Genomic DNA, 21853 nt, shown 5'->3' on the forward strand with positions numbered 1-21853 from the left:
TATGGAAAAGATACATCTATTGAATGGCGAAATACAGGACTCTTATCAGATTGAACAAATCGAACAATCGATACTTCAAACGATAGGAAAACCTCTTGCAACACAGGCATTACTGAATGCCGGAGAAATTCTATCTTCCCGATTGGCAAAAGGCGATGCGGAATTGGAAGCGATCTTGATCCGCTCCGGCATGGAGGCAGAGGAGGCCAAAGCGACAGTCTGCGGATTGGCTACGGCCTTCAGCAAGTCATATATGACGGAGAAAATTTGTCATGAATTGGGGCGAATCGATCCTTTTGTATTCCGTCGTTTTAATATGGAAGAAAACATATTGGAATGTTACAAACCGCTGGGCGTGCTTTGTCACGTTGCTGCGGGCAATGCGCCCGGGTTAGGCGCACTGAGTGTGCTGGAAGGGCTGATGACAGGCAACATCAACATCGTTAAGTTGAGCAGCAAAGAGAATGGTTTTTCAGCCCTCTTGCTTTATCGCCTGATCCAATCGGATGCCACCGGCACATTGAAAGATTATATCTATGCCCTGGATATTTCGTCGTCGGAAAAAGAGACCTTGAAGCGTTTGTTCGATTTTGCCTCTTCTATTGTGGCCTGGGGCGGAACGGAAGCGATAGAAAGTGTTCGCTCGATGACACAAACGCCGGTTATTGCCTGGGGGCATCATCTTAGCTTTGGCTACCTCACCCCAAAAGGGTTGACCGATGAAAACCTGTTGGGCATTGCCCGTGATATATGCGATGGAAACCAGCAGGCTTGTTCCAGTCCGCAATGCTTATATTATGAAGGTGCGTATGAAGAGCTGCCGGCGGTAGCCGAACGGCTGAAGAAAGCCCTGGAGACAGTCTCCCCACAAATACCACTGATGCCGATGGGGAGCGCCGAACAGGCACAAATCACCTCTTCCAACCTGATGGTGACACTGGGAAGTTGTATGGACGAAGGCGAACTGATAGAAGCCGACGACCAGACGTTCCGGATCTACATCAATCGTTCTCCCGGGCTGACCCCTTCTCCGCTTTTCCGCACGATTTGGTTGAAGCCGATGAAACGAGAGGAGATGGTCAGCTATTTCCTGCCGATGAGCCGGTTTCTGCAAACAGTCTCGCTGGGTTGTGGGTTGGACGAATTATATGAGTTATCAGAACTGTTTACTGTTTGTGGAGCAACCCGGATCGTGGAATGTGGCAGTGTATTCGCCTCCTACCCCGGCGAACCTCACGATGGCGTTTCTGCGCTTTCTTGTTATTGTAAGCGTGTTTCGGTTATTTCGTCACAGTTGGAAAAAATCGCCTCTTTCGATCAGCTAAAACCATACGAACCGGTTACCACCCAAACGCCGATCATGGATAAAGAGGCTTTCATGGCTTTGCCGGTTCGGGAAGAAAGCGGCAAACTGTATGTGAAAAGCGGTGGCTCGAGCGGGAAAACAATTTTGTCGCCTTACTCTTACCGCGATTATCATTTTGAGATGCGGTGTATTGCGGAAGCACTGATTGCCATCGGTCTGCAACCGAAAACAGATAAAGTAATGAATCTCTTCAGTGTAGGACATTTGTATGGCGGATTTATCAGTTTCGGATGCATCCTGGAACTGGCGAATGCGAAACATTATCCGATGTCGGAAGTATCCGACACAAAAGAGGTCGTCGATTATATCGTTGAACTAGGCATTAACACATTGGTAGGAATGCCCTCGTATCTATTAAAATTATTCCGGGAACATAAGGCAGCACTTCAACAATACGGCGGAGTGAAGAAACTCTATTACGGCGGAGAGTTCATGACTCCGGCTGACAAAGAGATGCTGAAAAAAACATTTGGTGTGGAAATCATCTCGTCTGTCAGCTATGGCTCCAACGATGTGGGACCGATCGGTTATACCTGTGAATACTGCGAAGGAGGAATCCATCATTTAGCCACCGGCATCATGGATATGGAAATTCTTCGGATGGATAGCGATGAGCCGGTAGAAAAAGGAGAAACGGGACGTATCATACTTTCGCCTAAATTCAGAGAAGGACATGACGTGAGCCGTTATGAGATCGGCGACCTGGGGCGATGGATCGAAGATGATTGTCCATGTGGACGGAAAAATCCGCGTTTTGAGCTGCAAGGAAGGTATGGAGACATTTTCCGGGTCGGAGGTTGCTTCCTGAATTATATGAAACTGTCGGGAATTATAAACAACTACCTCGAACCCACTCAACTACAATTATTCATAGAAGACGGTGAAGTGGAGAGACTTATTTTCCGTACCGGATTGGTTCATTTCTCCAGAGAAGAGCTTATCGCTGCCTTGCGCGAACAGGATAGCGCATTCGAAGAGGCCTTGGATTACGGTTATTTAGATGTTGAGTTGTCAAAAATGAAAGAGGCTGATATGGAGTATATCGGTCATAGCGGCAAGTTAAAACACATCATTGATAAGAGAACGTTAAAATGAAATTAAGATTAGAACTTACCAACAATCTTTTGTGCATTTCTCCGGCGTTGAGTTTTGTCGAAGCTTTATGCAGGGAAAGAGGACTTTCGGAGAAAGAAAACAAACAATTTCAACTGGCGCTGGAAGAGGTCCTTTCCAACGTCGTTCAATATGCGTTCGATAACAACGAAGAATACTTTTTTGATGTATTTATCACAGATACCTCGTCGTATATTGAAATCAAAATACGCGAGTTAGGCATTCCTTTTATCTGGGAAAACGCGCAACAGTTCGACCCGACACAGATCCATAGTGTAGACGATGCCGTCAACCAAAAAGGATTGGGCACCTATATCATTTCCCGGATGGTCGATAAGTTGGAATACAGATATCTGGGCGTTGAGGGGAAAGAAACCATTCTGATAAAGCATATCAATAACCCACAGGTCACCGAATATAAACACGAAACAAAACCGGCTGTTCATTACACACCGGAAGACATTCGTGTTCATCTGTTTGAAGAAAAAGAAGCCTTGAATGTAGCTCGTTGTCTGTACACGGCTTATGGCTATTCTTACCTGAAATTTGCGTTGTACGACCCCAGGTATCTGTGCGAAGAGGCTATGCGGGATGATACGATCATTATGACAGCGGTTGCTTCAGACAATGAAGTGGCAGGAGTTGTCATCGGAAAAGAAGAGGAAGCAACCAAAGGAATTATGGAAATGGGCTCGTTAGTGGTCTCTCCGGTATTCCGGGGACTTCATCTTGCCGAATCACTTGCTCTGGCTCTTCGGGATGAAATAGCTCGCTCCGGTCGGAATGGCGTCTTTACCGAATGTGTGACAATTCATTTAGCCAGTCAGCGCGTGTCGTTGAATGCCGGGTTGAAGCCTTGTGGAGCCTTGATCAATTATATCCCTAATAGCGTAAATTTCAAAAAATTTGATAAGCAGAGGTCTGAACGGCAAACTTTTATCCTATACTATAAGAGTATAACCGATCGAAAAAGCCTGATATACCTGCCTTCACGTCATGCCGATAAAATAAAACGCATTTACGAGCGCATCCATGTTGCATACGAAGTATTGACAGCGATGAGCGACCTTCCTGCGGCATGTGACATAGCTCTTCAACGCAACGATACGTTTGAGTTGGGTATTGTCTTTGTGAAACAGATAGGCGCCGATTTAAGCCCGTTCTTAAGTCGTATGTTAAAGCTCTCCGAATTTAAGAAGACAAAAACCTGGTGTCTCTATCTCTATATGAACGATCCGCACCTGGAATATGCCATTGAGGAGGCTGAGAAGTCCAATTTCATATTCACCGGCATACTTCCGGGCACAGAGAAAGGTGATTTGTTGATCATGCAACATACCACCGATGTGGCATGGATACGAGAAGAGACCCTGTTGGCCGATCCGGAGAAAGACAGCTGGATGCTCGACTTTATTGAAGAGAGATATAAAGAAATAAACGAAAATGGCACAAAATAGTATATTGGGTATTTGTATTTATTCCGAAGATAAAAGGAGAGTACGTGATTTAATCTTATATTTGCTTTCTAACGATTGAAATCAACAAATCAGACATGAAGTGGATAAAAAAGATACAGTATTCGTTTTCCGCCAAGCTTAGTTTCTATGTCTTATTGAGCACGATAACGATCTTTCTGATCTCTTTTTTATTCTTTTCGGTCTTTACCGGTCGTACGATTCGCGACTCGGCGCATGGCAAAGCCAAAAACCTGCTGGCCATCACGCAATATAAGATTGAGAATGTATTTACCTCCATCAAAACAGTACATAATAACTTCCAATGGGCGATCATCGACCGGGGCATCGAGGCGGACTCACTGTTCAGTCTGACACGCGATATCCTCGAGAGCAACCCCTATATCTTTGGCTGCGCGGTGGCTTTCGAGCCCCATTATTTTGAGGAGAAGGGATATTACTTCTCCCCCTTTTCCAGTCGTCAGGGAGAAGAAATCGAGACCATTCAGTTGGGAACAGAGCAGTATGATTACTTCTCCATGGAATGGTATGCGGCGCCTAAACGGCTGAACAGTCCATATTGGACAGATCCATACTACGACGAAGGCGGAGGACAGATGTTGATGACCACCTTTTCCACCCCGCTCTACGACCGGGAAGGCGCCTTTATCGGCGTGTTAACGGCGGATGTCTCGCTCGACTGGCTAACCGATCTGGTCAACGAAGTGAAACCCTATCCATCGAGCTACTCGGTCTTGCTTGCCCATAACGGCACCTATATCATCCATCCCCGCAAAGAATACATCATGCACGAATCGATATTCAGCGTGGCGGAAAGGTTTGGAATCGATGCTCTGAAGGAGGCGGGAACACGTATGACCAATGGAGAGTCGGGCATGGCCGAACTGGAAAACACCTCCGTCGACGATTATATCAAGTCGTATATCTATTACACAGCGCTTCCTTCCAATGGTTGGTCGCTGGGCATGGTGACCCATAAGAAGGAGATCTTCTGGGAGCTTCGTAAAACAAGAATCATCACCCTCCTTTTCTTTCTTATCGGATTACTGTTCCTATATGTCCTGTGCCGGGGTATCGTGCATAAACTAAGCAAACCGCTCTCAGACTTCTCCCATTCGGCCAGAGAGATTGCCCGGGGAAATTTCCACGCCGAGTTGCCACATATCAAGTCGAAAGATGAAATGATGGAGTTGAAGAATTCATTCTCTTTTATGCAGCAAGAGCTGGTCAACTACACCCGTGAATTGAAAGAGACCACCTCGAAAAAAGAACGTATCGAAAGCGAACTGCACATTGCCCGTGAGATACAGATGGGCATGATTCCCAAGATATTTCCGCCTTTCCCCGACAGAAACGATCTGGATCTGTTTGCCCTGTTGCGCCCTGCCAAAGAGGTAGGAGGTGACCTGTATGACTTTTTCATCGACAACGATCGATTATACTTCGCCATCGGAGATGTATCCGACAAAGGAGTGCCTGCCTCTTTGTTTATGGCGGTAACTCGTAGCCTGTTTCGTTCGGTGGCCACGCACTATGACGATCCCGCTCAGATTGTCTTGTCGATGAACAACTCCATAGCCGAAACAAACGATGCGAATATGTTTGTTACCCTGTTTATCGGCATACTGAATCTTTCAACCGGCACACTCTCTTATTGCAATGCTGGGCATAATCCGCCTGTATTGATCACGCCCGAAGGTAAGGTCTCTTTTATGAAGGTAAAACCCAATATGGCGGTAGGTTTGTTCGACGGTTTCCCTTACCAATTCGAAACGATGACCATAGAGAAAGGATCCACCCTGTTCCTCTACACCGACGGACTGACAGAGGCGGAGAACCGGGAACAGGCCTTATATCACGAGACACGGCTGATACAGGAATTGGAAAACGCCGCTTCGCAATCGCCCAGAGAGCTTATTCACACCATCGTGGAATCGGTCAACCGGCATGTGAACGGAGCGGAACAAAGCGATGACTTAACAATTTTAGCAATCCACTATATTAAATAAAGGAGACTTTACGATGAAAATTAAAATCAACGAAGAAGCAGGAATCACTCACGTCAGCATCGAAGGGCGTCTGGATACACTTAGCTCACATGATTTCGAAAAACAAATACTCCCATTAGCCACCCCGCAAGCGAATATCCTACTCGACTGCAGCGCGTTTGAATACATCAGCAGCTCGGGACTCCGCCAATTCCTCCTGCTTCAGAAAGCAGTCATAGCCAGTGAGGGTCAACTGACCATCCGCGACTTAAAACCGGAGATCAGGGAGGTATTCGACATGACCGGATTCTCCGCCCTGTTTACGTTCGAATCCTCAAAAACGAAACCGCCCCACCGTTCAGTCGAACGATAGGGCGGCTATCTGATCTTTTCTTTTCTCCTTATAGCTTCACCTTCACCACCACCTTGCGGATCGTGCCCTCGCCGATGCCCGGCGCGTGTCCGTCTTCCGGGAAATAGATCGCGAACTCACCCGGATGGATCGTCGTGTACGAGGTGGGCTTGTCGCCAAAGAAGGTGATGTCCTTTTCCTCATTATAGGACTTGGTCGTGTCCTGCAAATCGCTACCTGCCTTCCAACCAATCGTTTCCACACCCGAAAGCGGCATTTGTATATCGATATATTTATCATGCGTCTCCATCGCTGCCGTCTCTGTGGTCTTCGCTTCGATGGTGTTGATATTCATCCACATATCCGCGCCTTCTAGTTCATAACGTCCATCCGACAGACTGTTCAGGTCTGTGGAATGAATATAATCAAAAGCCTTCTTAAACAACGGGTGTAAAGCCTCTACCCACGCTGTGTTTTGTAATGAATCATGTATCATATTCTTTCTCTTTAATGATTTTCCGCATAAAACTACAAAATAATAACTAATTGCTCTATTTTTGCAGTAACAAAGAGTATAAACCATCTAAAGACTCCCACATGAAACCTATCTATTGTTGCATCATACCCTTGATGTTTCTTTTTCTGTCATCCTGCACGTCTGATCCGGGGAAGATTGTATCGCCCAATGGGAAAATTGCCCTGACTGTGCAAGTAGAAGATACCCAGGAGAGCGGTTACGGTAAAGCCCTTTTTTATATTGACTACCTGGCAGGAAGCCAAACGAAACGCCTCCTTTCCGATGTGGTGTTAGGCGTGGAAACCGAACAATATAAGTTCGATCACCTCAAGCTGATGGCCGTCTCCGATGCTCTGCCGATCAACGAGGACTATCGTATGATAACCGGAAAGAAAAGCCATTGCACCAATCAGGGCACAGAACGTACCTTCCGCTTTGAGAACGAACAGCAACAAACAATCGAGATAGTTTTCCGGGTGTATAACGACGGAGTGGCTTTCCGGTATGTGGTAGAAACGACTAACCCCGAAGGCGACTACCTGACAAAGGAGCTCACCACCTATCCCATTCCCGAAGGAACCAACCGATGGATGCAACAATATGCCATCGATTACGAAGGCTTTTTCCCCTTGGCCACCAACGGGGAGTCGAAAGGGAGACGTCCTTCGCCACTTTGGGGTTACCCGGCGTTGGTTGAACCGCAGGATTCTCTTTTTGTATTGATCACCGAAGCAGGTATTCGGAAGGGCAACAGCGCTTCTCGCTTATACAATGGCGATCACTCCGACCAATACCAGGTGTGCAGCCCGGATGAGAAGATCGCTTTCAACAAGAACTACACCTCTCCCTGGCGCGTCCTGATCGTCGGAACGCTGGCCGATATTATCGAATCCACCCTGGTGACCGATGTGTCGGATCCCAACAAAGTGGCCGACACCAGTTGGATTCTGCCGGGTGCTGCCGCCTGGATCTACTGGGGGCATAACCATGGCTCGCGAGATTTCCAATTGGTGAAAGAATATATCGACCTGGCAGCCGATATGGGCTGGCCTTACAACCTGATCGACTGGGAATGGGATGTGATGACCAACGGCGGAACCATACAGGATGCCCTGCAATATGCCCGGGAGAAAGGGGTTAAACCGCTGTTGTGGTATAACTCGGGAACGAGCTGGATTGGGCCGGGTGCTCCCGGGCCGTTGGATCGCCTGAACAATAAGGAGAACCGGGAAAAAGAATACGCGCAACTTCACGAAATGGGCGTTTCAGGCATCAAGATCGATTTCTTTGCCATCGATGGCGCAAAGATGATGGACTATTATATCGATCTGCTGGAGGATGCCTCCAAATATCAATTGATGATCAATTTCCACGGTGCCACCATTCCCCGTGGCTGGCAACGAACCTATCCGCACCTGATGACTGTGGAGGCGGTGTATGGCGCCGAATGGTATAACAACCTACCGATATTAACCGAGCGGGCGGCTGCACACAACGCGACCCTACCGTTCACCCGTAACGTGATCGGTTCGATGGACTATACACCCGGCACCTTCTCTGACTCGCAACATCCGCACATCACCTCACACGGACACGAGTTGGCGCTTCCGGTTGTGTTCGAATCGGCCTTGCAGCATATGCCCGACCGTCCGGAGAGCTACTCCGCCCTGCCCGATGAGGTGAAGAGATTCCTGTCGGGACTACCCACTGCCTGGGATGAGACGAAATTGTTGGCCGGCTATCCGGGTGAAGAGGTTGTCATAGCCCGTCGCAAAGGGGAAGTATGGTATATCGGTGGCCTCAACGGTACAAACGAACGCAGAACACTGACTTTTGCCACCCACTTCCTGACAGATTCCCCTAAAACAATCACCCTGATCAAAGACGGACAGGAGGAAAGAAGCTTTCGCATAGAGGCTCCCACGCAAATCACCAACAAAGAAAGTATAGCTGTCGACTGTCTCCCCCGTGGTGGATTTGTGGCAGTCATACGGTAGGGGAAAGGGAGTGTTGAAGGAGAAAGGAGAAAGGAGAAAGGAGAAAGGAGAAAGGAGAAAGGGGGGGCTTTAGATTAAGTAAGGTGGAAATATATATTCATGGCTGAAGGCCACAGAGGGCCTGAAGGGCCGAGTCCCAGCGGGACGAAGACTTAGCCCACGGGTAAGCAGGCCAGAGGTCTGCGCCACCCTGGGATTCCATGGATACATAAAAATGAGTTCTGTAAGAACGAAAGAAGAAATCCACTATTTACAGGCGCTATCGCCATATATCCCATCATATTATCTATCGTTCCTTCAGAACTCAATTTCTTGTATTGTCGTGATACCCAGGGTGGCGCAGGCCTTCAGCCTGCTTACCCGTTGGGACTCGGCCTTCCAGGCCACTGTAACCTTCAGCCATATAAAGAAAATCTTCCAATTTTGTAAGGTTGGAATATACTGAAGTCCGGAAGGACTTATACTTGGATAACCCCGTGCAAGCCGTTAAGGCGCAGCTCGGGGGACGAGAGTATAATAAAAAACGAGCTCCGTAGGGGCTCAACAGTTGACCTCCTACGGAGCTCATTATATAGACCTTACTTCAACCCCGAGCTGTACCTACGGTTTGCACGGGGTTATCCAAGTTGAAGCCCTTTCGGGCTTTCTAAAACCTTCACATCCCCTCTCATTTGAATCCCAGCAGCCTGAGGCAACTGGCTACAGAGCGGGGCAATCTATGATTGCTTACCTTTAACTTCTCTGACTTCTCTAACTTCTCCTAACTTCTCTACCCCCTCTATGTTGCATAATGGTATCGATATGCTCTTGCGCCCAATCGATCAATGCCTGCAAGTGGCACTAAGAATTAGTTGAAAGATGGAGTTCACAGAGGGAGAAGGCGCCAATAGCGCTTCTCTGTGCCCTCTGTATTCCACTTTTTTCCGTGCCTTTGTGTTGAGTATTTATCAATACATTTTTGGGTCAACCTCTCCCCCCACCCCACCCCCGCCGATACCTCCTTTTTTCACCCCGCCAAACACCTTAAATTATGTTAATTTAGCCCACTTCGCCGAAAACCCCCAACTTACGATTTAAAACTTCCGCCCGATTTTTCGCGCAAAAACGTAGGGCTATTTTAAATTAGTCCCGCGAGTAACACTTTTTAACGTATGGATTTATTACAAAAAAGGCCTTTTTGCTTAAAAATTATTTTTTAACATTTCGAAAAAAAAGGAGAAAGGAGAAAAGGAGAAAGGAGAAAGGGAGTGATTAGTGGTTAGTGATTAGTGAAGGAGAAGGGGGAGAAAGGAGAAAGGGGGGGGCAATTGTTAATGGTTAATGATTAAACAACGTTCGCTTAGCGGAGCGCAGAGCAATTCTTATAGCAATCGTAGATTGCCCCGCTCTGTAGCCAGTTGCCTCAGGCTGCTGGGATTGGAAGGGAGAAGGGAGAAAGGAGAAGGGAGCTCTGTAGCCAGTTGCCTCAGGCTGCTGGGGGGGATCGGAGGGGATGGGAAGATTTTCATATAAATCCCGCAGGGATTTCCTATTCGTAACCGCGGGTGTAGCGAAGCAAACCCGTGGTAGGTAGGCAGATAGACAAGACCTACTCTACAAGCAACCCCGAAGTGGGTTGAACCCATTCCGGGTTCGTTAGTTATTATTAGCGGAATACCCCCGGTCGTTCGCTTCGCTCTCTTACCGAGGGTTACGAATAGGAAATCCCTGCGGGATTTAACTCCTACCGACATTATCTTTCTCCCCTTCTCCTTTCTCCTTTCTCCAAAAAAAAATCCCATTTTTTTTTGAACACCCCTTGAACAATTCCACACCCTGGTTTGTTATTTCGCTGAGGGGGCAAAATAAAATAATGCTTCTACTATTTTTTTGGGATGATTAGATTTACCGTGAAATAGATTATTATTTTACCGTTTTATCTTTTACACGTTGATTATTAAAGTAATTTTGTCGTCAGATTTGACTTGAGGGGGTCTTCCCGGTATGGGACTGACGGGACATGGATGTATAAATCTGGTTAGTATGGAATGGTTATTTGTGTTGATAACGTTTTGTTTATCAGTCGTTTTGACTTCAGCTTTTCTGCCGGGAATCTTAAAGGTCAGTCATAAAAAAAGACTCTATGACGAGGCAGACGAACGGAAAGTTCACGCGGGGAATATTCCTCGTTTAGGGGGACTCTCTTTTTTACCGGTTGTATTATTTGCCTGTCTTTTATGTATCGGCATTTATTTATTATCCGGTTTTGATTTATCCATTGGTTTTCGAAAGGTGATGTCACAAATAGCTTTTTTTGTTTGTGGATCATTATTATTATATCTGATCGGCGTGCGCGACGACCTGGTAGGCCTGCGTTATCGTACGAAGTTCTACGTGCAATTCCTCGTCGCCTCCTTCCTGCCCCTCTCCGGGCTCTGGCTGAAAAACCTGAACGGACTCTTTGGCATCTATGAGATAGCCCCCTGGCTGGGTATTCCTTTTACCATCTTGTTGGTGGTGCTGATTATCAATGCCATGAATTTTATTGACGGGGTCGACGGACTCGCCGCCGGCATCAGTGTCGTTTCCCTGATTATCCTGAGCACCCTGTTTGTCGTGAGCCAGATGTGGGGCTATGCCCTGATCAGCGTGACCACCATCGGCGTATTGCTCCCCTTTATCTATTATAATCTGTATGGTAAGGCAGAGCAACGCAAGAAGCTCTTTATGGGCGACACCGGTAGCCTGACCTTAGGTTATCTATTGGCCTACCTCTGCCTGAGCCTCTCCACCAATATCTCCATCGTGGCGCCCCACCTATCGAGAGTACCTCTTTATATGGTCGCCTTCTCCACCCTGTTTATCCCGATGTTCGATGTGGTGCGTGTGATGATCGTGCGTATCGCTCACCACCAGAGCCCTTTCCTGCCCGACAGAAACCATATCCACCATGTGTTATTGGCAAAAGGCTTCAGCACGCGACAAACGGCAGGCACCATCATCCTGATCACCTACCTATACGGTATCTTCAATATCTTCTGCCTCTCCAAAGGCTTCGATATCAACCTCATTTTTTTGGCCAACCTCCTCTCATGGATCGCCTTAAACATCTGGCTGATGAAAGGTCATAAGGCACAGGCAGCATCACAGGCTCAGCCCGCCGTCGCCACCCAAGAGGTGACGCCTCCCACCCCCAAATCCCAAGTGGACATACACCGGAAGGAGAAGAGAGCGTGAGTAATTATTAATTATTAATGATTAATTATTAATTAGTCCCCTTCGTGCGCCTTCGCGCCCCTTCGTGGTAAAAAAACTAACCACCAAGGTTCACCAAGTCGCACCAAGTAATAGCAGAATAAACCTTCGTGCGCCTTCGCGCCCCTTCGTGGTAAAAAAACTAACCACCAAGGTTCACCAAGTCGCACCAAGTAATAGCAGAATAACCCTTCGTGCACCTTCGCGCCCCTTCGTGGTAAAAAATCTAACCACCAAGGTTCACCAAGTCGCACTAAGTAATAGCAGAATAACCCTTCGTGCACCTTCGCGCCCCTTCGTGGTAAAAAAACTAACCACCAAGTACACACCAAGTCGCACCAAGTAATAGCAGAATAAACCTTCGTGCACCTTCGCGTCCCTTCGTGGTAAAAAACTAACCACCAAGGTTCACCAAGTCGCACTAAGTAATAGCAGAATAAACCTTCGTGCGCCTTCGCGCCCCTTTGTGGTAAAAAAACTAACCACCAAGTACACACCAAGTCGCACCAAGTAATAGCAGAATAAACCTTCGTGCGCCTTCGCGCTACTTCGTGGTAAAAAACTAACCACCAAGGTTCACCAAGTCGCACCAAGTAATAGCAGAATAAACCTTCGTGCACCTTCGCGTCCCTTCGTGGTAAAAAACTAACCACCAAGTACACCAAGTCGCACCAAGTAATAGCAGAATAAACCTTCGTGCGCCTTCGCGCCCCTTCGTGGTAAAAAACTAACCACCAAGTAACACCAAGTCGCACTAAGTAATAGCAGAATAAACCTTCGTGCGCCTTCGCGCTACTTCGTGGTAAAAAACTAACCACCAAGGTTCACCAAGTCGCACCAAGTAATAGCAGAATAAACCTTCGTGCACCTTCGCGTCCCTTCGTGGTAAAAAACTAACCACCAAGTACACCAAGTCGCACCAAGTAATAGCAGAATAAACCTTCGTGCGCCTTCGCGCCCCTTTGTGGTAAAAAAACTAACCACCAAGGTTCACCAAGTCGCACTAAGTAATAGCAGAATAACCCTTCGTGCGCCTTCGCGTCCCTTCGTGGTAAAAAACTAACCACCAAGTACACCTAGTCGCGCCAAGTAATAGCAGAATAAACCTTCGTGCGCCTTCGCGTCCCTTCGTGGTAAAAAACTAACCCCAAGGTTCACCAAGTCGCACTAAGTAATAGCAGAATAAACCTTCGTGCACCTTCGCGCCCCTTTGTGGTAAAAAAACTAACCACCAAGGTTCACCAAGTCGCACTAAGTAATAGCAGAATAACCCTTCGTGCGCCTTCGCGTCCCTTCGTGGTAAAAAACTAACCACCAAGTACACCTAGTCGCGCCAAGTAATAGCAGAATAAACCTTCGTGCGCCTTCGCGTCCCTTCGTGGTAAAAAACTAACCCCAAGGTTCACCAAGTCGCACTAAGTAATAGCAGAATAAACCTTCGTGCACCTTCGCGCCCCTTCGTGGTAAAAAACTAACCACCAAGTACACCAAGTCGCACCAAGTAATAGCAGAATAAACCTTCGTGCGCCTTCGCGTCCCTTCGTGGTAAAAAAACTAACCCCAAGGTTCACCAAGTCGCACTAAGGAAAGAAACAAACAATATAAACCTTCGCGTTACTTCGTTGTTCAAAAACCATTATCTTTGTGAGTAAACAATCAAAACAAGACTATGGTAACAACAGAACAGGAACGAATCGCAACAATAGTACTAAATTGTGCCTTTGAGGTTCACACAGAATTAGGACCAGGATTATTAGAAAATGCTTATCAAAAGTGCCTTGCATACGAACTACGAAAAGCCGGTTTGTTTGTTGAAGAAGAGAAAGAAATGCCTTTAGTCTATAAAGGAGAATTAATCGATTGCGGTTACAGGGTTGATATCCTGGTAGAAAGAGATCAGTTGATTATAGAGAACAAAGCTGTAAAAGCATTTACCGATATCCATTTTGCACAAACAATAAACTACATGAAGTTGTCTGAGATAACATTAGGTTTTTTGTTTAACTTTAACGTAAGGCATCTAAAAGAAGGCATCAAAAGAATAGTATTATAACCTTCGTGCGCCTTCGCGCCCCTTCGTGGTAAAAAAATCTAACCACCAAGGTTCACCAAGTCGCACTAAGGAAAGAAACAAACAAAAACTAAATGAGCCTACAACGCAGAGACCCTCAAGTATTAAACGAATTATTTAATCGGTTTTTTAAAATAATATAACCCCTTCGTGCGCCTTCGCGCCCCTTCGTGGTAAAAAAAACTAACCACCAAGGTTCACCAAGTCGCACTAAGGAAAGAAACAAACAAAAACTAAATGAGCCTACAACGCAGAGACCCTCAAGTATTAAACGAATTATTTAATCGGTTTTTTAAAATAATATAACCCCTTCGTGCGCCTTCGCGCCCTTCGTGGTAAAAAAAACTAACCACCAAGGTTCACCAAGTCGCACCAAGGAAAGAAACAAACAAAAACTCTGTGGTTCTAAAAGAATTTCACTATCTTTGAATAAAACGAGAGGGAGGTGATTATGACAAAGAAGCAAATGAAATCTTATCGCTTAACAGGTATGGAAGAACCTACCGATGAACATCTTGCTCAGTTGATGACTGAAGTAGCAAAAGTGGCAAAGAATAAAAACCAATTAGTTCACAAAAAACTATTTCAAGACATTCAGGATGCGGTAGTACAGCACAAACAAGTGTGGTTAGAAAAGTATAACATTAGTATATAAAATAGCAATCGCCCTATCTCTTGCCGTCGGTTTAACCGACGGTAAAGAAAAAAACACCCCTTCGTGCGCCTTCGCGCCCCTTCGTGGTAAAAAAACTAACCACCAAGGTTCACCAAGTCGCACCAAGTAAAGAAATTAACACAAAGTATAAAGATATAACGTCTTCCAGATAGACCCCAAGCTGATCATAGAGTATGCCTAAAGGGAATCTAACCCCTTCGTGCGCCTTCGCGCCCTTCGTGGTAAAAAATCTAACCACCAAGGTTCACCAAGTCGCACTAAGTAAGAGAAGTAGTGAATGAAATGAACGGGCATCGCCCTATTCCTTACCATCGGTTTCAACCGACGGACAACCAAGGAAAGAAACAAACAAAAACTCTGTGGTTCTAAAAGAATTTTACTATCTTTGAATAAAACAGACTACTATGACTTTACTGGAATTGAAAGCAAAAAAGGCCGAGTTAGTGCAACTCATCTTGAACGATATAGATAGTGAAGAGGTGTTGAATGAGGTATCACAAATGGTAAAGAAGCTGACTCGCCCCAAATACCCTTGTATGTATTCAGTAGAAGAAATCCAGTCTTCTGCCGATGAAGCCATGCAAGCCTACAACGAGGGATATGACAGCCATTTCACGACTCAGGAAGAGATGCGAAAAAGGCATACCTTATGAATATTATTTGGTATGATACAGCAAGGGAAGACCTGGATAACATATATGAATTCTATTTCCCGAAGGGGGTGCATATTGCTACAAGAATTTATAATTTAATCCTGGATGAAATAGAAATATTACGTACTCATCCTTATATGGCAGCTGTTGAGCCTTACTTGAAAGGGAGAGAATACATATTTCGATCTTTAATTATAAAAGATGGTATCTTCAAGGTGGTCTATTTTGTAGATGGTAATAATATTGTTATAACCCGTATTTGGTGCTGTCGTGCCAACCCCCGGGACTTGGCGTAAAACACCCCCTTCGTGCGCCTTCGCGCCCCTTTGTGGTAAAAAAACTAACCACCAAGTAACACCAAGTCGCACCAAGGAAGAGAAGTAGTGAATGAAATGAACGGGCATCGCCCTATCTCTTGCCGTCGGTTTAACCGACGGTAAAGAAAAAAACACCCCTTCGTGCGCCTTCGCGCCCTTTGTGGTAAAAAATCTAACCACCAAGGTTCACCAAGTCGCACCAAGTAAAGAAATGAAAACAAAGTATAAAGATATAACGTCTTCCAGATAGACCCCAAGCTGATCATAGAATATGCCTAAAGGGAATCTAACCCCTTCGTGCGCCTTCGCGCCCCTTCGTGGTAAAAAACTAACCACCAAGGTTCACCAAGTCGCACTAAGGAAAGAAACACCCCCACAGTTTATCAATTATCCATTAAAATAGTATCTTTACAACTTCAACTAATATAATTATGGCTTTTTCTGCGAATCTGTTTTGGGATGTAGATCCTGCCGATATAGATATGGACAAACACGCGGCATTTATTGTCGGACGGGTGTTAGACTATGGCCTTATGGAAGACTGGCTTTTTATCCGCGATTATTACGGCATAGAGCGGCTAAAAGAGATCGCTTTAGGGATAAGGAGTTTAGAACGTAAATCTTTAGCTTTCATTGCTACAATAACCCAAGTGCCCCAAACACAATTTAGATGTTACGAACAGTTACAGTCGAAGAATCGACACTGGTACTTCTAAAAGCAGATTGGAACACGGTGAAATCCACCATACAAGAAAGTATTCGAAGCTTTAAATAATAAATAACCCCTTCGTGCGCCTTCGCGCCCCTTCGTGGTAAAAAAATCTAACCACCAAGGTTCACCAAGTCGCACCAAGTAAGAGAAGTAGTGAATGAAATGAACGGGCATCGCCCTATCGATTGCCGTCGGTTTTAACCGACGGACAACCAAGGAAAAGAAACAACCCCTTCGTGCGCCTTCGCGCCCCTTTGTGGTAAAAAAACTAACCACCAAGTACACCAAGTCGCACGAAGTAAGAAAACGAACTAAAGCTCCTTAAAGTGGGGTGGTGGAAATATATAAAGTGAATCAAATGAATGGGCATCGCCCTTGAAAAATGGCTTTAGCCAAATAAAGCCAACAAACCTACATGACTGATATATCTGCAAACAATAAAAGAATTGCGAAGAATACAGGCTATCTGTATATGCGCATGTTGCTTTTAATGTTCATATCACTCTACACCTCTCGTATAGTTCTGAAGGTATTGGGTGTGGAGGATTTTGGTATCTATAATGTAGTAGGCGGGGTGGTCGCGATGCTGTCTTTCTTGAATAGTTCATTGAGTACAGCAACGCAACGTTATTTGAATTATGAAATGGGCAAAGGCAATAGAGAAGCGCTTCAAGATGTCTTTTCTATGTCTTTTATCGCCTATTGCATCCTATCAATAATCGCTGTGATTTTAGCCGAGACGGTTGGTCTTTGGTTTGTCTGTAATAAACTGGTTATCCCCGCTGAGAGGTTTGATGCCGCCATTTGGATTTATCATTTTTCAGTATTAACATTTGTAGTAAATTTACTGACAGTCTCTTATAACGCAACGATTATCGCTCATGAACGCATGTCTATTTATGCATATATCTCTATTGGTGATGCGGTACTGAGATTAGTATTAATATTTTTACTTCAAATCATCAACGTGGATAAGCTATGGCTTTATGGACTACTAATGCTTCTTGTCTCTTGCATGGTCTGTTTTGCTTATCGGATCGTTTGCGTACGATCTTTCCAAGAGTGTCGCGTGCGATGGATTTGGGATAAAAATCTATTGAAAGGATTATTCTCTTTTTCTGGCTGGATGCTTTCAGGCACTATTACCAACCTATTAAGCACCCAAGGGGTTAATATCCTTATTAATATGTTTTTTGGACCTACATTAAATGCCGCTCGGGCAGTTGCTATGCAGGTTAACGCTGCCGTTAATTCATTCGTTGCAAATTTTATGACGGCCACACGTCCTCAAATCATAAAATCGTATGCCGAAGGCAACACTACATACATGTATAGACTGGTGTTTACCTCATCCAAGGCCTCCTTTTTTTTACTATTTATCTTAGCCATTCCAATCTTGTTTAATACGGAATATATCTTAGGCCTTTGGTTGAAAACTGTTCCTGAGTATGCGGTGTTTTTTACGCAATTAGTATTAATAGACTTGCTAATACAAGCAACATACTCTCCAATAGCTTATGTTTCACAAGCCTCCGGAAAGATCCGTAATTATCAGTTAGTTATTTCTGTAGGGTTTGTTCTGATAGCGGCATTAACCTGGATTGCGTACAAATTAGGCTATCCGGTATATACTACATTTTACATAGCAGTTGTTATCGACTTTATTGGGCTCTTTATGCGGTTGGCCGTCTTGTATAAGACAGTCTCTTTCCCGGTTGCTGCCTATTTTCGGGTAGTAATATACCCTGTCTCACTGATTTTAATATTTTCCTTATCTGCCTCATACATCCCTAAGCTATTTTTTGGCAATATAGCCAATTTCCTATCTGTAGGTTTGTATGCTTTATGGTGTGTTGGTGTTACCGGATTGTTTATATGGCTTTGGGGATTAGATAAAGGAGAAAAGGGGCTTTTGCTTCAAGGAATACAAAAAATATTTAAACGATAATATGATAAAAATAGGAAAGCCAAGAATTGAACCGAATGGTAACTCTTTGACTCGTTTAGTTTCAGACATATTTGTTGACGGCGAGAAGAAAACCGTTTGGGCTGAAGTGGATAATCGATATAAAGACTACTTGTGTGATGAACGTTCGGATGCTTTTGTAATTGGAATATTACATTATGCCATGAAAAACAATCATGACATCATTTGTGAAGCTCCTATGGGTGAGTCTCTCTACTATCAGATCACCACTTATTTAATCGATTCTTTCTCTAAAGCAAATCCTCGTATGTATGCCATTCGCCTTGAGGCGGATGTAGATGAAGAAGAGCTGCCTTGTGGCAGCGGAGTAGGAACGGGGATCTCTTGTGGTATAGACTCATTGCATGTTTTAGCTTCGCATACCAATACGAAGATGAAGAAACACAACATAACACATCTTACATTCTTTAATGTGGGTTCGCATGGAGAAGGAGAACGAGCTACGCAGCTATTTGAAGCAAGGAAACAACAGGCAAAGGCATTTTCACAAGAATATGGATTTGACTTTGTTGAAGTGAATTCAAATATTATGGATATGTTTCAACAAGAACATTTTGTTACACATACCTTTACCAGTATGTTTGCTGTTTTTGTTCTTCAAAAATTATATGCAACTTATTATTATGCATCATCGCATTCCTTTTTTGAATTTTCAGTACGCAACATGAGCACAATCTCTCCAGGGTATGGGGAGCTTCTCGTTTTGGATATGTTTTCAACAGAAAACCTAAGGCTTTACTCAGAAGGAGGCACTTTGTCGCGCTTAGAAAAAACACAAGAAGTATCTAAATATGCACCATCTTATAAGTACTTAAATGTATGTACAATGACTGCAACGAATTGTGGTCGATGTGAAAAATGCACGCGAACACTCTTGGCGTTAGATATCTTAGGACGGTTGGATTACTATAATGCGATGTTTGATATCGACTACTACAAAAGACACAAACAGCAATATCTGAAAACTTTGGTAGCAAAATGCATTACTCATAACGATACCTATTTGGAAATGTATCCTTATCTGAAAAAACAAATAACCTTATTTACATATATAAGTAGTATTCCTGTTGTTTTTAAGGAATGGGCCATTCTCCATATCCCTTCGGGTGGTTTTAAGGATTTTTTAAAGAAAATGTATCAGGTAGGGAAAAGAAAAGTGTAATTAAGACAAACCGTAGATGTTTCAACTAAAAAACAGACTCCAAGAAAAAGTTAATCCCAAACGGGAGACTTATTTTGATTTTTTGCGTGGTATAGCCATTACATTGGTGGTTTTTATTCACACAACACCCTCTATCGATCTATCTGAATTTAATGTATATGAGGAATTTAATTTGGCTTTTCGGCAGTTGTTAAATGTGGCTGTTCCTTTATTTCTCGCGATTTCCGGATACTTTATAGGAAAAAAAGAGATGAAGGTAGATGAGAAAAAACTTTTTCTGAAGAAGCAACTTAAGAAAATTTATTACCCTTGTTTGTTGTGGTCTATACCCTATTTTGTGATGGATCTTTATGGAGGAAAGAATCCCTTGATGGCTCTTTCTCTTCTCTTTTTATGTGGCTATTCTGTCTATTATTTTATAGCGCTTATTTTCCAATATTACTGTATTTCGAATATTTTAACAAAGCTCAAACTGAGAGGAGTGATTTATAGCGGTATAATAACGATGATCTCGATTGTGTTGATTACCTATTTACTACATATCAAAGGAGTAAGTATCCCTTTACTGATATATGCAGGTTTGTTCCCTGTTTGGATGCTGTTTTTTGCCATAGGGCTTTACTTGGGGAAGAATGCAAAACGTGATTATAAGCTATTACCCTATTTGATCCTATTTTTTTTGGGCTGGCTATTATCTATTGCTGAAAGTCATTTCTTCTATTCATATCACCAAAAAGGATTTGGTATCAAGTTGTCGGCTTTTGTATATGCTTTTGGATGTATCATGGTGTTGTTTTCTTCTTATACAGAATCTGTTATATATAATGTAAAGAATCTCTTATGTCAGCTCTTTGTCTATATTGGCAATCAATCTTTTGGTATTTATCTTTGCCATTGCTTTTTTATTTCTGCTATCGGCTTGCTTCCTGTTACACTGCCCTGGTTTATAAAAGCATTCATGGTACTTTTGTGTTCATCTTTGTTTATTGCGACTTCTAAGAGGTATTTCTCTCGAATTGCCGGATATTTAGGATTCTAATGATACGAATTACAGAAAAAGCAAACTGTTGCGGTTGCTCTGCCTGTGTGCAGAGTTGTCCCAAACACTGTATTTCTATCTCTGAGGATAAGGAAGGTTTTCTTTATCCGAAGGTAGATATTGGGATATGCATTGATTGCGGTTTGTGTGAAAAGGTATGTCCTGTACTCCATCAAGGGGCTCCCCGTACTCCCATACATGTGTATGCTGCCAAAAACAAGAATGAAGAGATCCGCCGACAAAGCTCTTCGGGAGGCGTGTTTACATTATTGGCCGAGCAAGTGATCGAGGCGGGTGGTGTTGTTTTTGGTGCTCGCTTTGACGAGAATTGGGAGGTGAAACATGACTATACGGAAACAAAAGAGGGACTGGCAGCCTTTCGTGGCTCGAAATATGTGCAAAGCAGAATAGAGAATACCTACCAGGAAGCCAAACAGTTTTTAGGCTCCGGACGCCTTGTCTTGTTTTCCGGCACACCTTGTCAGATTGCCGGCTTAAAGATCTTTCTGCGTAAGGAATATGACAACTTACTGCTTGTGGATTTTATCTGCCATGGCGTGCCTTCCCCGAAGGTCTGGCGTATGTATTTAGACGAAACAGCCGGAAATAGAGAGTCAATACAATATATCAACTTCCGGGATAAAACCTATGGTTGGAAAAAATATGCTTTTGCACTGAATCATACTGCCACCAAAGAGGAGGCGAAGATTTTGGAGCTCTCAAGCAGAAACACATACATAAAAGGATTCCTTTCTGATCTCTATTTACGCCCTTCTTGTTATATTTGTCCAAGTAAAGAACTAAAAAGCGGAAGTGATCTGACTATCGCTGATTTCTGGGGCATACAACGTGTTATGCCTAAGATAGATGATAATAAAGGTTTAAGTGTAGTGATAGAAAATACCACGAAAGTGGCCAACTTTATAAACACACAAGATCTTTCCTGTTGGGAGGCTAACTACGAAGATGTACTAACGTATAACCCTTCGATTGCCATCTCATCGAAGAAACATAGAAACAGAGAGCGGTTCTTTGAAGAGATTCAATACAGGGAGTCGGTCTATCGTTTGATATTAAAATATAATAAACACCCTTTTCTTACGCGCTTAACCCGAAAAGCCAAATCGCTTATGCTGAAAGCCTTAGGCGGAAGTGGCATAAGAGTGGTCAAAGGGATTATATATAAAAGATAGT

At 44.2% G+C, this 21853-nt stretch carries 16 protein-coding genes; 15 read left to right on the top strand and 1 reads right to left on the bottom strand.

Annotation, left to right across the window (positions count from 1 at the left end; all coding sequences use genetic code 11):
* Position 1: 1 nt before the first annotated feature.
* The 4 genes from M2134_RS05355 to M2134_RS05370 all read left to right on the top strand — a co-directional run bounded on the left by M2134_RS05355 (position 2) and on the right by M2134_RS05370 (position 6315).
* Positions 2 to 2461 carry an acyl-CoA reductase gene (locus M2134_RS05355; protein WP_280751421.1) on the top strand — a complete coding sequence of 820 codons (2460 nt, stop codon included), beginning with the start codon at positions 2 to 4 and terminating at the stop codon, positions 2459 to 2461.
* Positions 2458 to 3936 carry a GNAT family N-acetyltransferase gene (locus M2134_RS05360; protein WP_280751420.1) on the top strand — a complete coding sequence of 493 codons (1479 nt, stop codon included), beginning with the start codon at positions 2458 to 2460 and terminating at the stop codon, positions 3934 to 3936. The genes M2134_RS05355 and M2134_RS05360 overlap by 4 nt, the downstream gene beginning before the upstream one ends.
* 95 nt (positions 3937 to 4031) lie before the next feature.
* The gene (locus M2134_RS05365; protein WP_280751419.1) at positions 4032 to 5963 is read left to right on the top strand and encodes a SpoIIE family protein phosphatase; all 1932 of its coding nucleotides are present in this window, start codon (positions 4032 to 4034) and stop codon (positions 5961 to 5963) included.
* A 13-nt stretch (positions 5964 to 5976) separates the two neighbouring features.
* Positions 5977 to 6315 (top strand): STAS domain-containing protein, encoded by a 339-nt coding sequence (locus tag M2134_RS05370; RefSeq protein ID WP_280751418.1) that lies wholly within the window; start codon positions 5977 to 5979, stop codon positions 6313 to 6315.
* 28 nt (positions 6316 to 6343) lie between these two features.
* On the opposite strand, the gene M2134_RS05375 is transcribed toward M2134_RS05370, so the two are convergent.
* Positions 6344 to 6790 carry a YhcH/YjgK/YiaL family protein gene (locus M2134_RS05375; RefSeq protein ID WP_280751417.1) on the bottom strand — a complete coding sequence of 149 codons (447 nt, stop codon included), beginning with the start codon at positions 6788 to 6790 and terminating at the stop codon, positions 6344 to 6346.
* Positions 6791 to 6924: 134 nt separating this feature from the next.
* Between M2134_RS05375 and M2134_RS05380 the strand changes: the two genes are divergently transcribed.
* The 11 genes from M2134_RS05380 to M2134_RS05430 all read left to right on the top strand — a co-directional run bounded on the left by M2134_RS05380 (position 6925) and on the right by M2134_RS05430 (position 21852).
* A complete protein-coding gene (locus M2134_RS05380; protein WP_280751508.1) occupies positions 6925 to 8808 on the top strand; it encodes a glycoside hydrolase family 97 protein in 1884 nt (627 codons plus the stop codon).
* Positions 8809 to 10830: 2022 nt separating this feature from the next.
* Positions 10831 to 12024, top strand: coding sequence for an MraY family glycosyltransferase (locus M2134_RS05385; RefSeq protein ID WP_280750160.1), 1194 nt, complete (start codon positions 10831 to 10833; stop codon positions 12022 to 12024).
* Between the two features lie 1687 nt (positions 12025 to 13711).
* A complete protein-coding gene (locus M2134_RS05390; RefSeq protein ID WP_280752527.1) occupies positions 13712 to 14095 on the top strand; it encodes a GxxExxY protein in 384 nt (127 codons plus the stop codon).
* Between the two features lie 469 nt (positions 14096 to 14564).
* The gene (locus tag M2134_RS05395) at positions 14565 to 14768 is read left to right on the top strand and encodes a hypothetical protein (protein WP_280750940.1); all 204 of its coding nucleotides are present in this window, start codon (positions 14565 to 14567) and stop codon (positions 14766 to 14768) included.
* A 425-nt stretch (positions 14769 to 15193) separates the two neighbouring features.
* Positions 15194 to 15442, top strand: coding sequence for a hypothetical protein (locus M2134_RS05400; RefSeq protein ID WP_280750941.1), 249 nt, complete (start codon positions 15194 to 15196; stop codon positions 15440 to 15442).
* A complete protein-coding gene (locus tag M2134_RS05405) occupies positions 15439 to 15738 on the top strand; it encodes a type II toxin-antitoxin system RelE/ParE family toxin (RefSeq protein WP_280750942.1) in 300 nt (99 codons plus the stop codon). Before M2134_RS05400 ends, M2134_RS05405 begins: the two co-directional genes overlap by 4 nt.
* 452 nt (positions 15739 to 16190) lie before the next feature.
* A complete protein-coding gene (locus tag M2134_RS05410) occupies positions 16191 to 16475 on the top strand; it encodes a hypothetical protein (RefSeq protein ID WP_280750943.1) in 285 nt (94 codons plus the stop codon).
* A 411-nt stretch (positions 16476 to 16886) separates the two neighbouring features.
* On the top strand, positions 16887 to 18419 hold the full coding sequence (locus tag M2134_RS05415; protein WP_280750944.1) for a lipopolysaccharide biosynthesis protein: 1533 nt from the start codon (positions 16887 to 16889) through the stop codon (positions 18417 to 18419).
* Position 18420: 1 nt separating this feature from the next.
* Positions 18421 to 19620, top strand: coding sequence for a hypothetical protein (locus M2134_RS05420; RefSeq protein ID WP_280750945.1), 1200 nt, complete (start codon positions 18421 to 18423; stop codon positions 19618 to 19620).
* Between the two features lie 16 nt (positions 19621 to 19636).
* Complete coding sequence (locus M2134_RS05425; protein WP_280750946.1) at positions 19637 to 20659, top strand: acyltransferase; 1023 nt, start codon at positions 19637 to 19639, stop codon at positions 20657 to 20659.
* Complete coding sequence (locus M2134_RS05430) at positions 20659 to 21852, top strand: Coenzyme F420 hydrogenase/dehydrogenase, beta subunit C-terminal domain (RefSeq protein ID WP_280750947.1); 1194 nt, start codon at positions 20659 to 20661, stop codon at positions 21850 to 21852. The genes M2134_RS05425 and M2134_RS05430 overlap by 1 nt, the downstream gene beginning before the upstream one ends.
* The last annotated feature ends 1 nt before the right edge of the window (position 21853 follow it).

The organism is Parabacteroides sp. PM6-13 (assembly GCF_029892605.1).
In the GTDB taxonomy this organism is placed as follows: domain Bacteria; phylum Bacteroidota; class Bacteroidia; order Bacteroidales; family Tannerellaceae; genus QVMG01.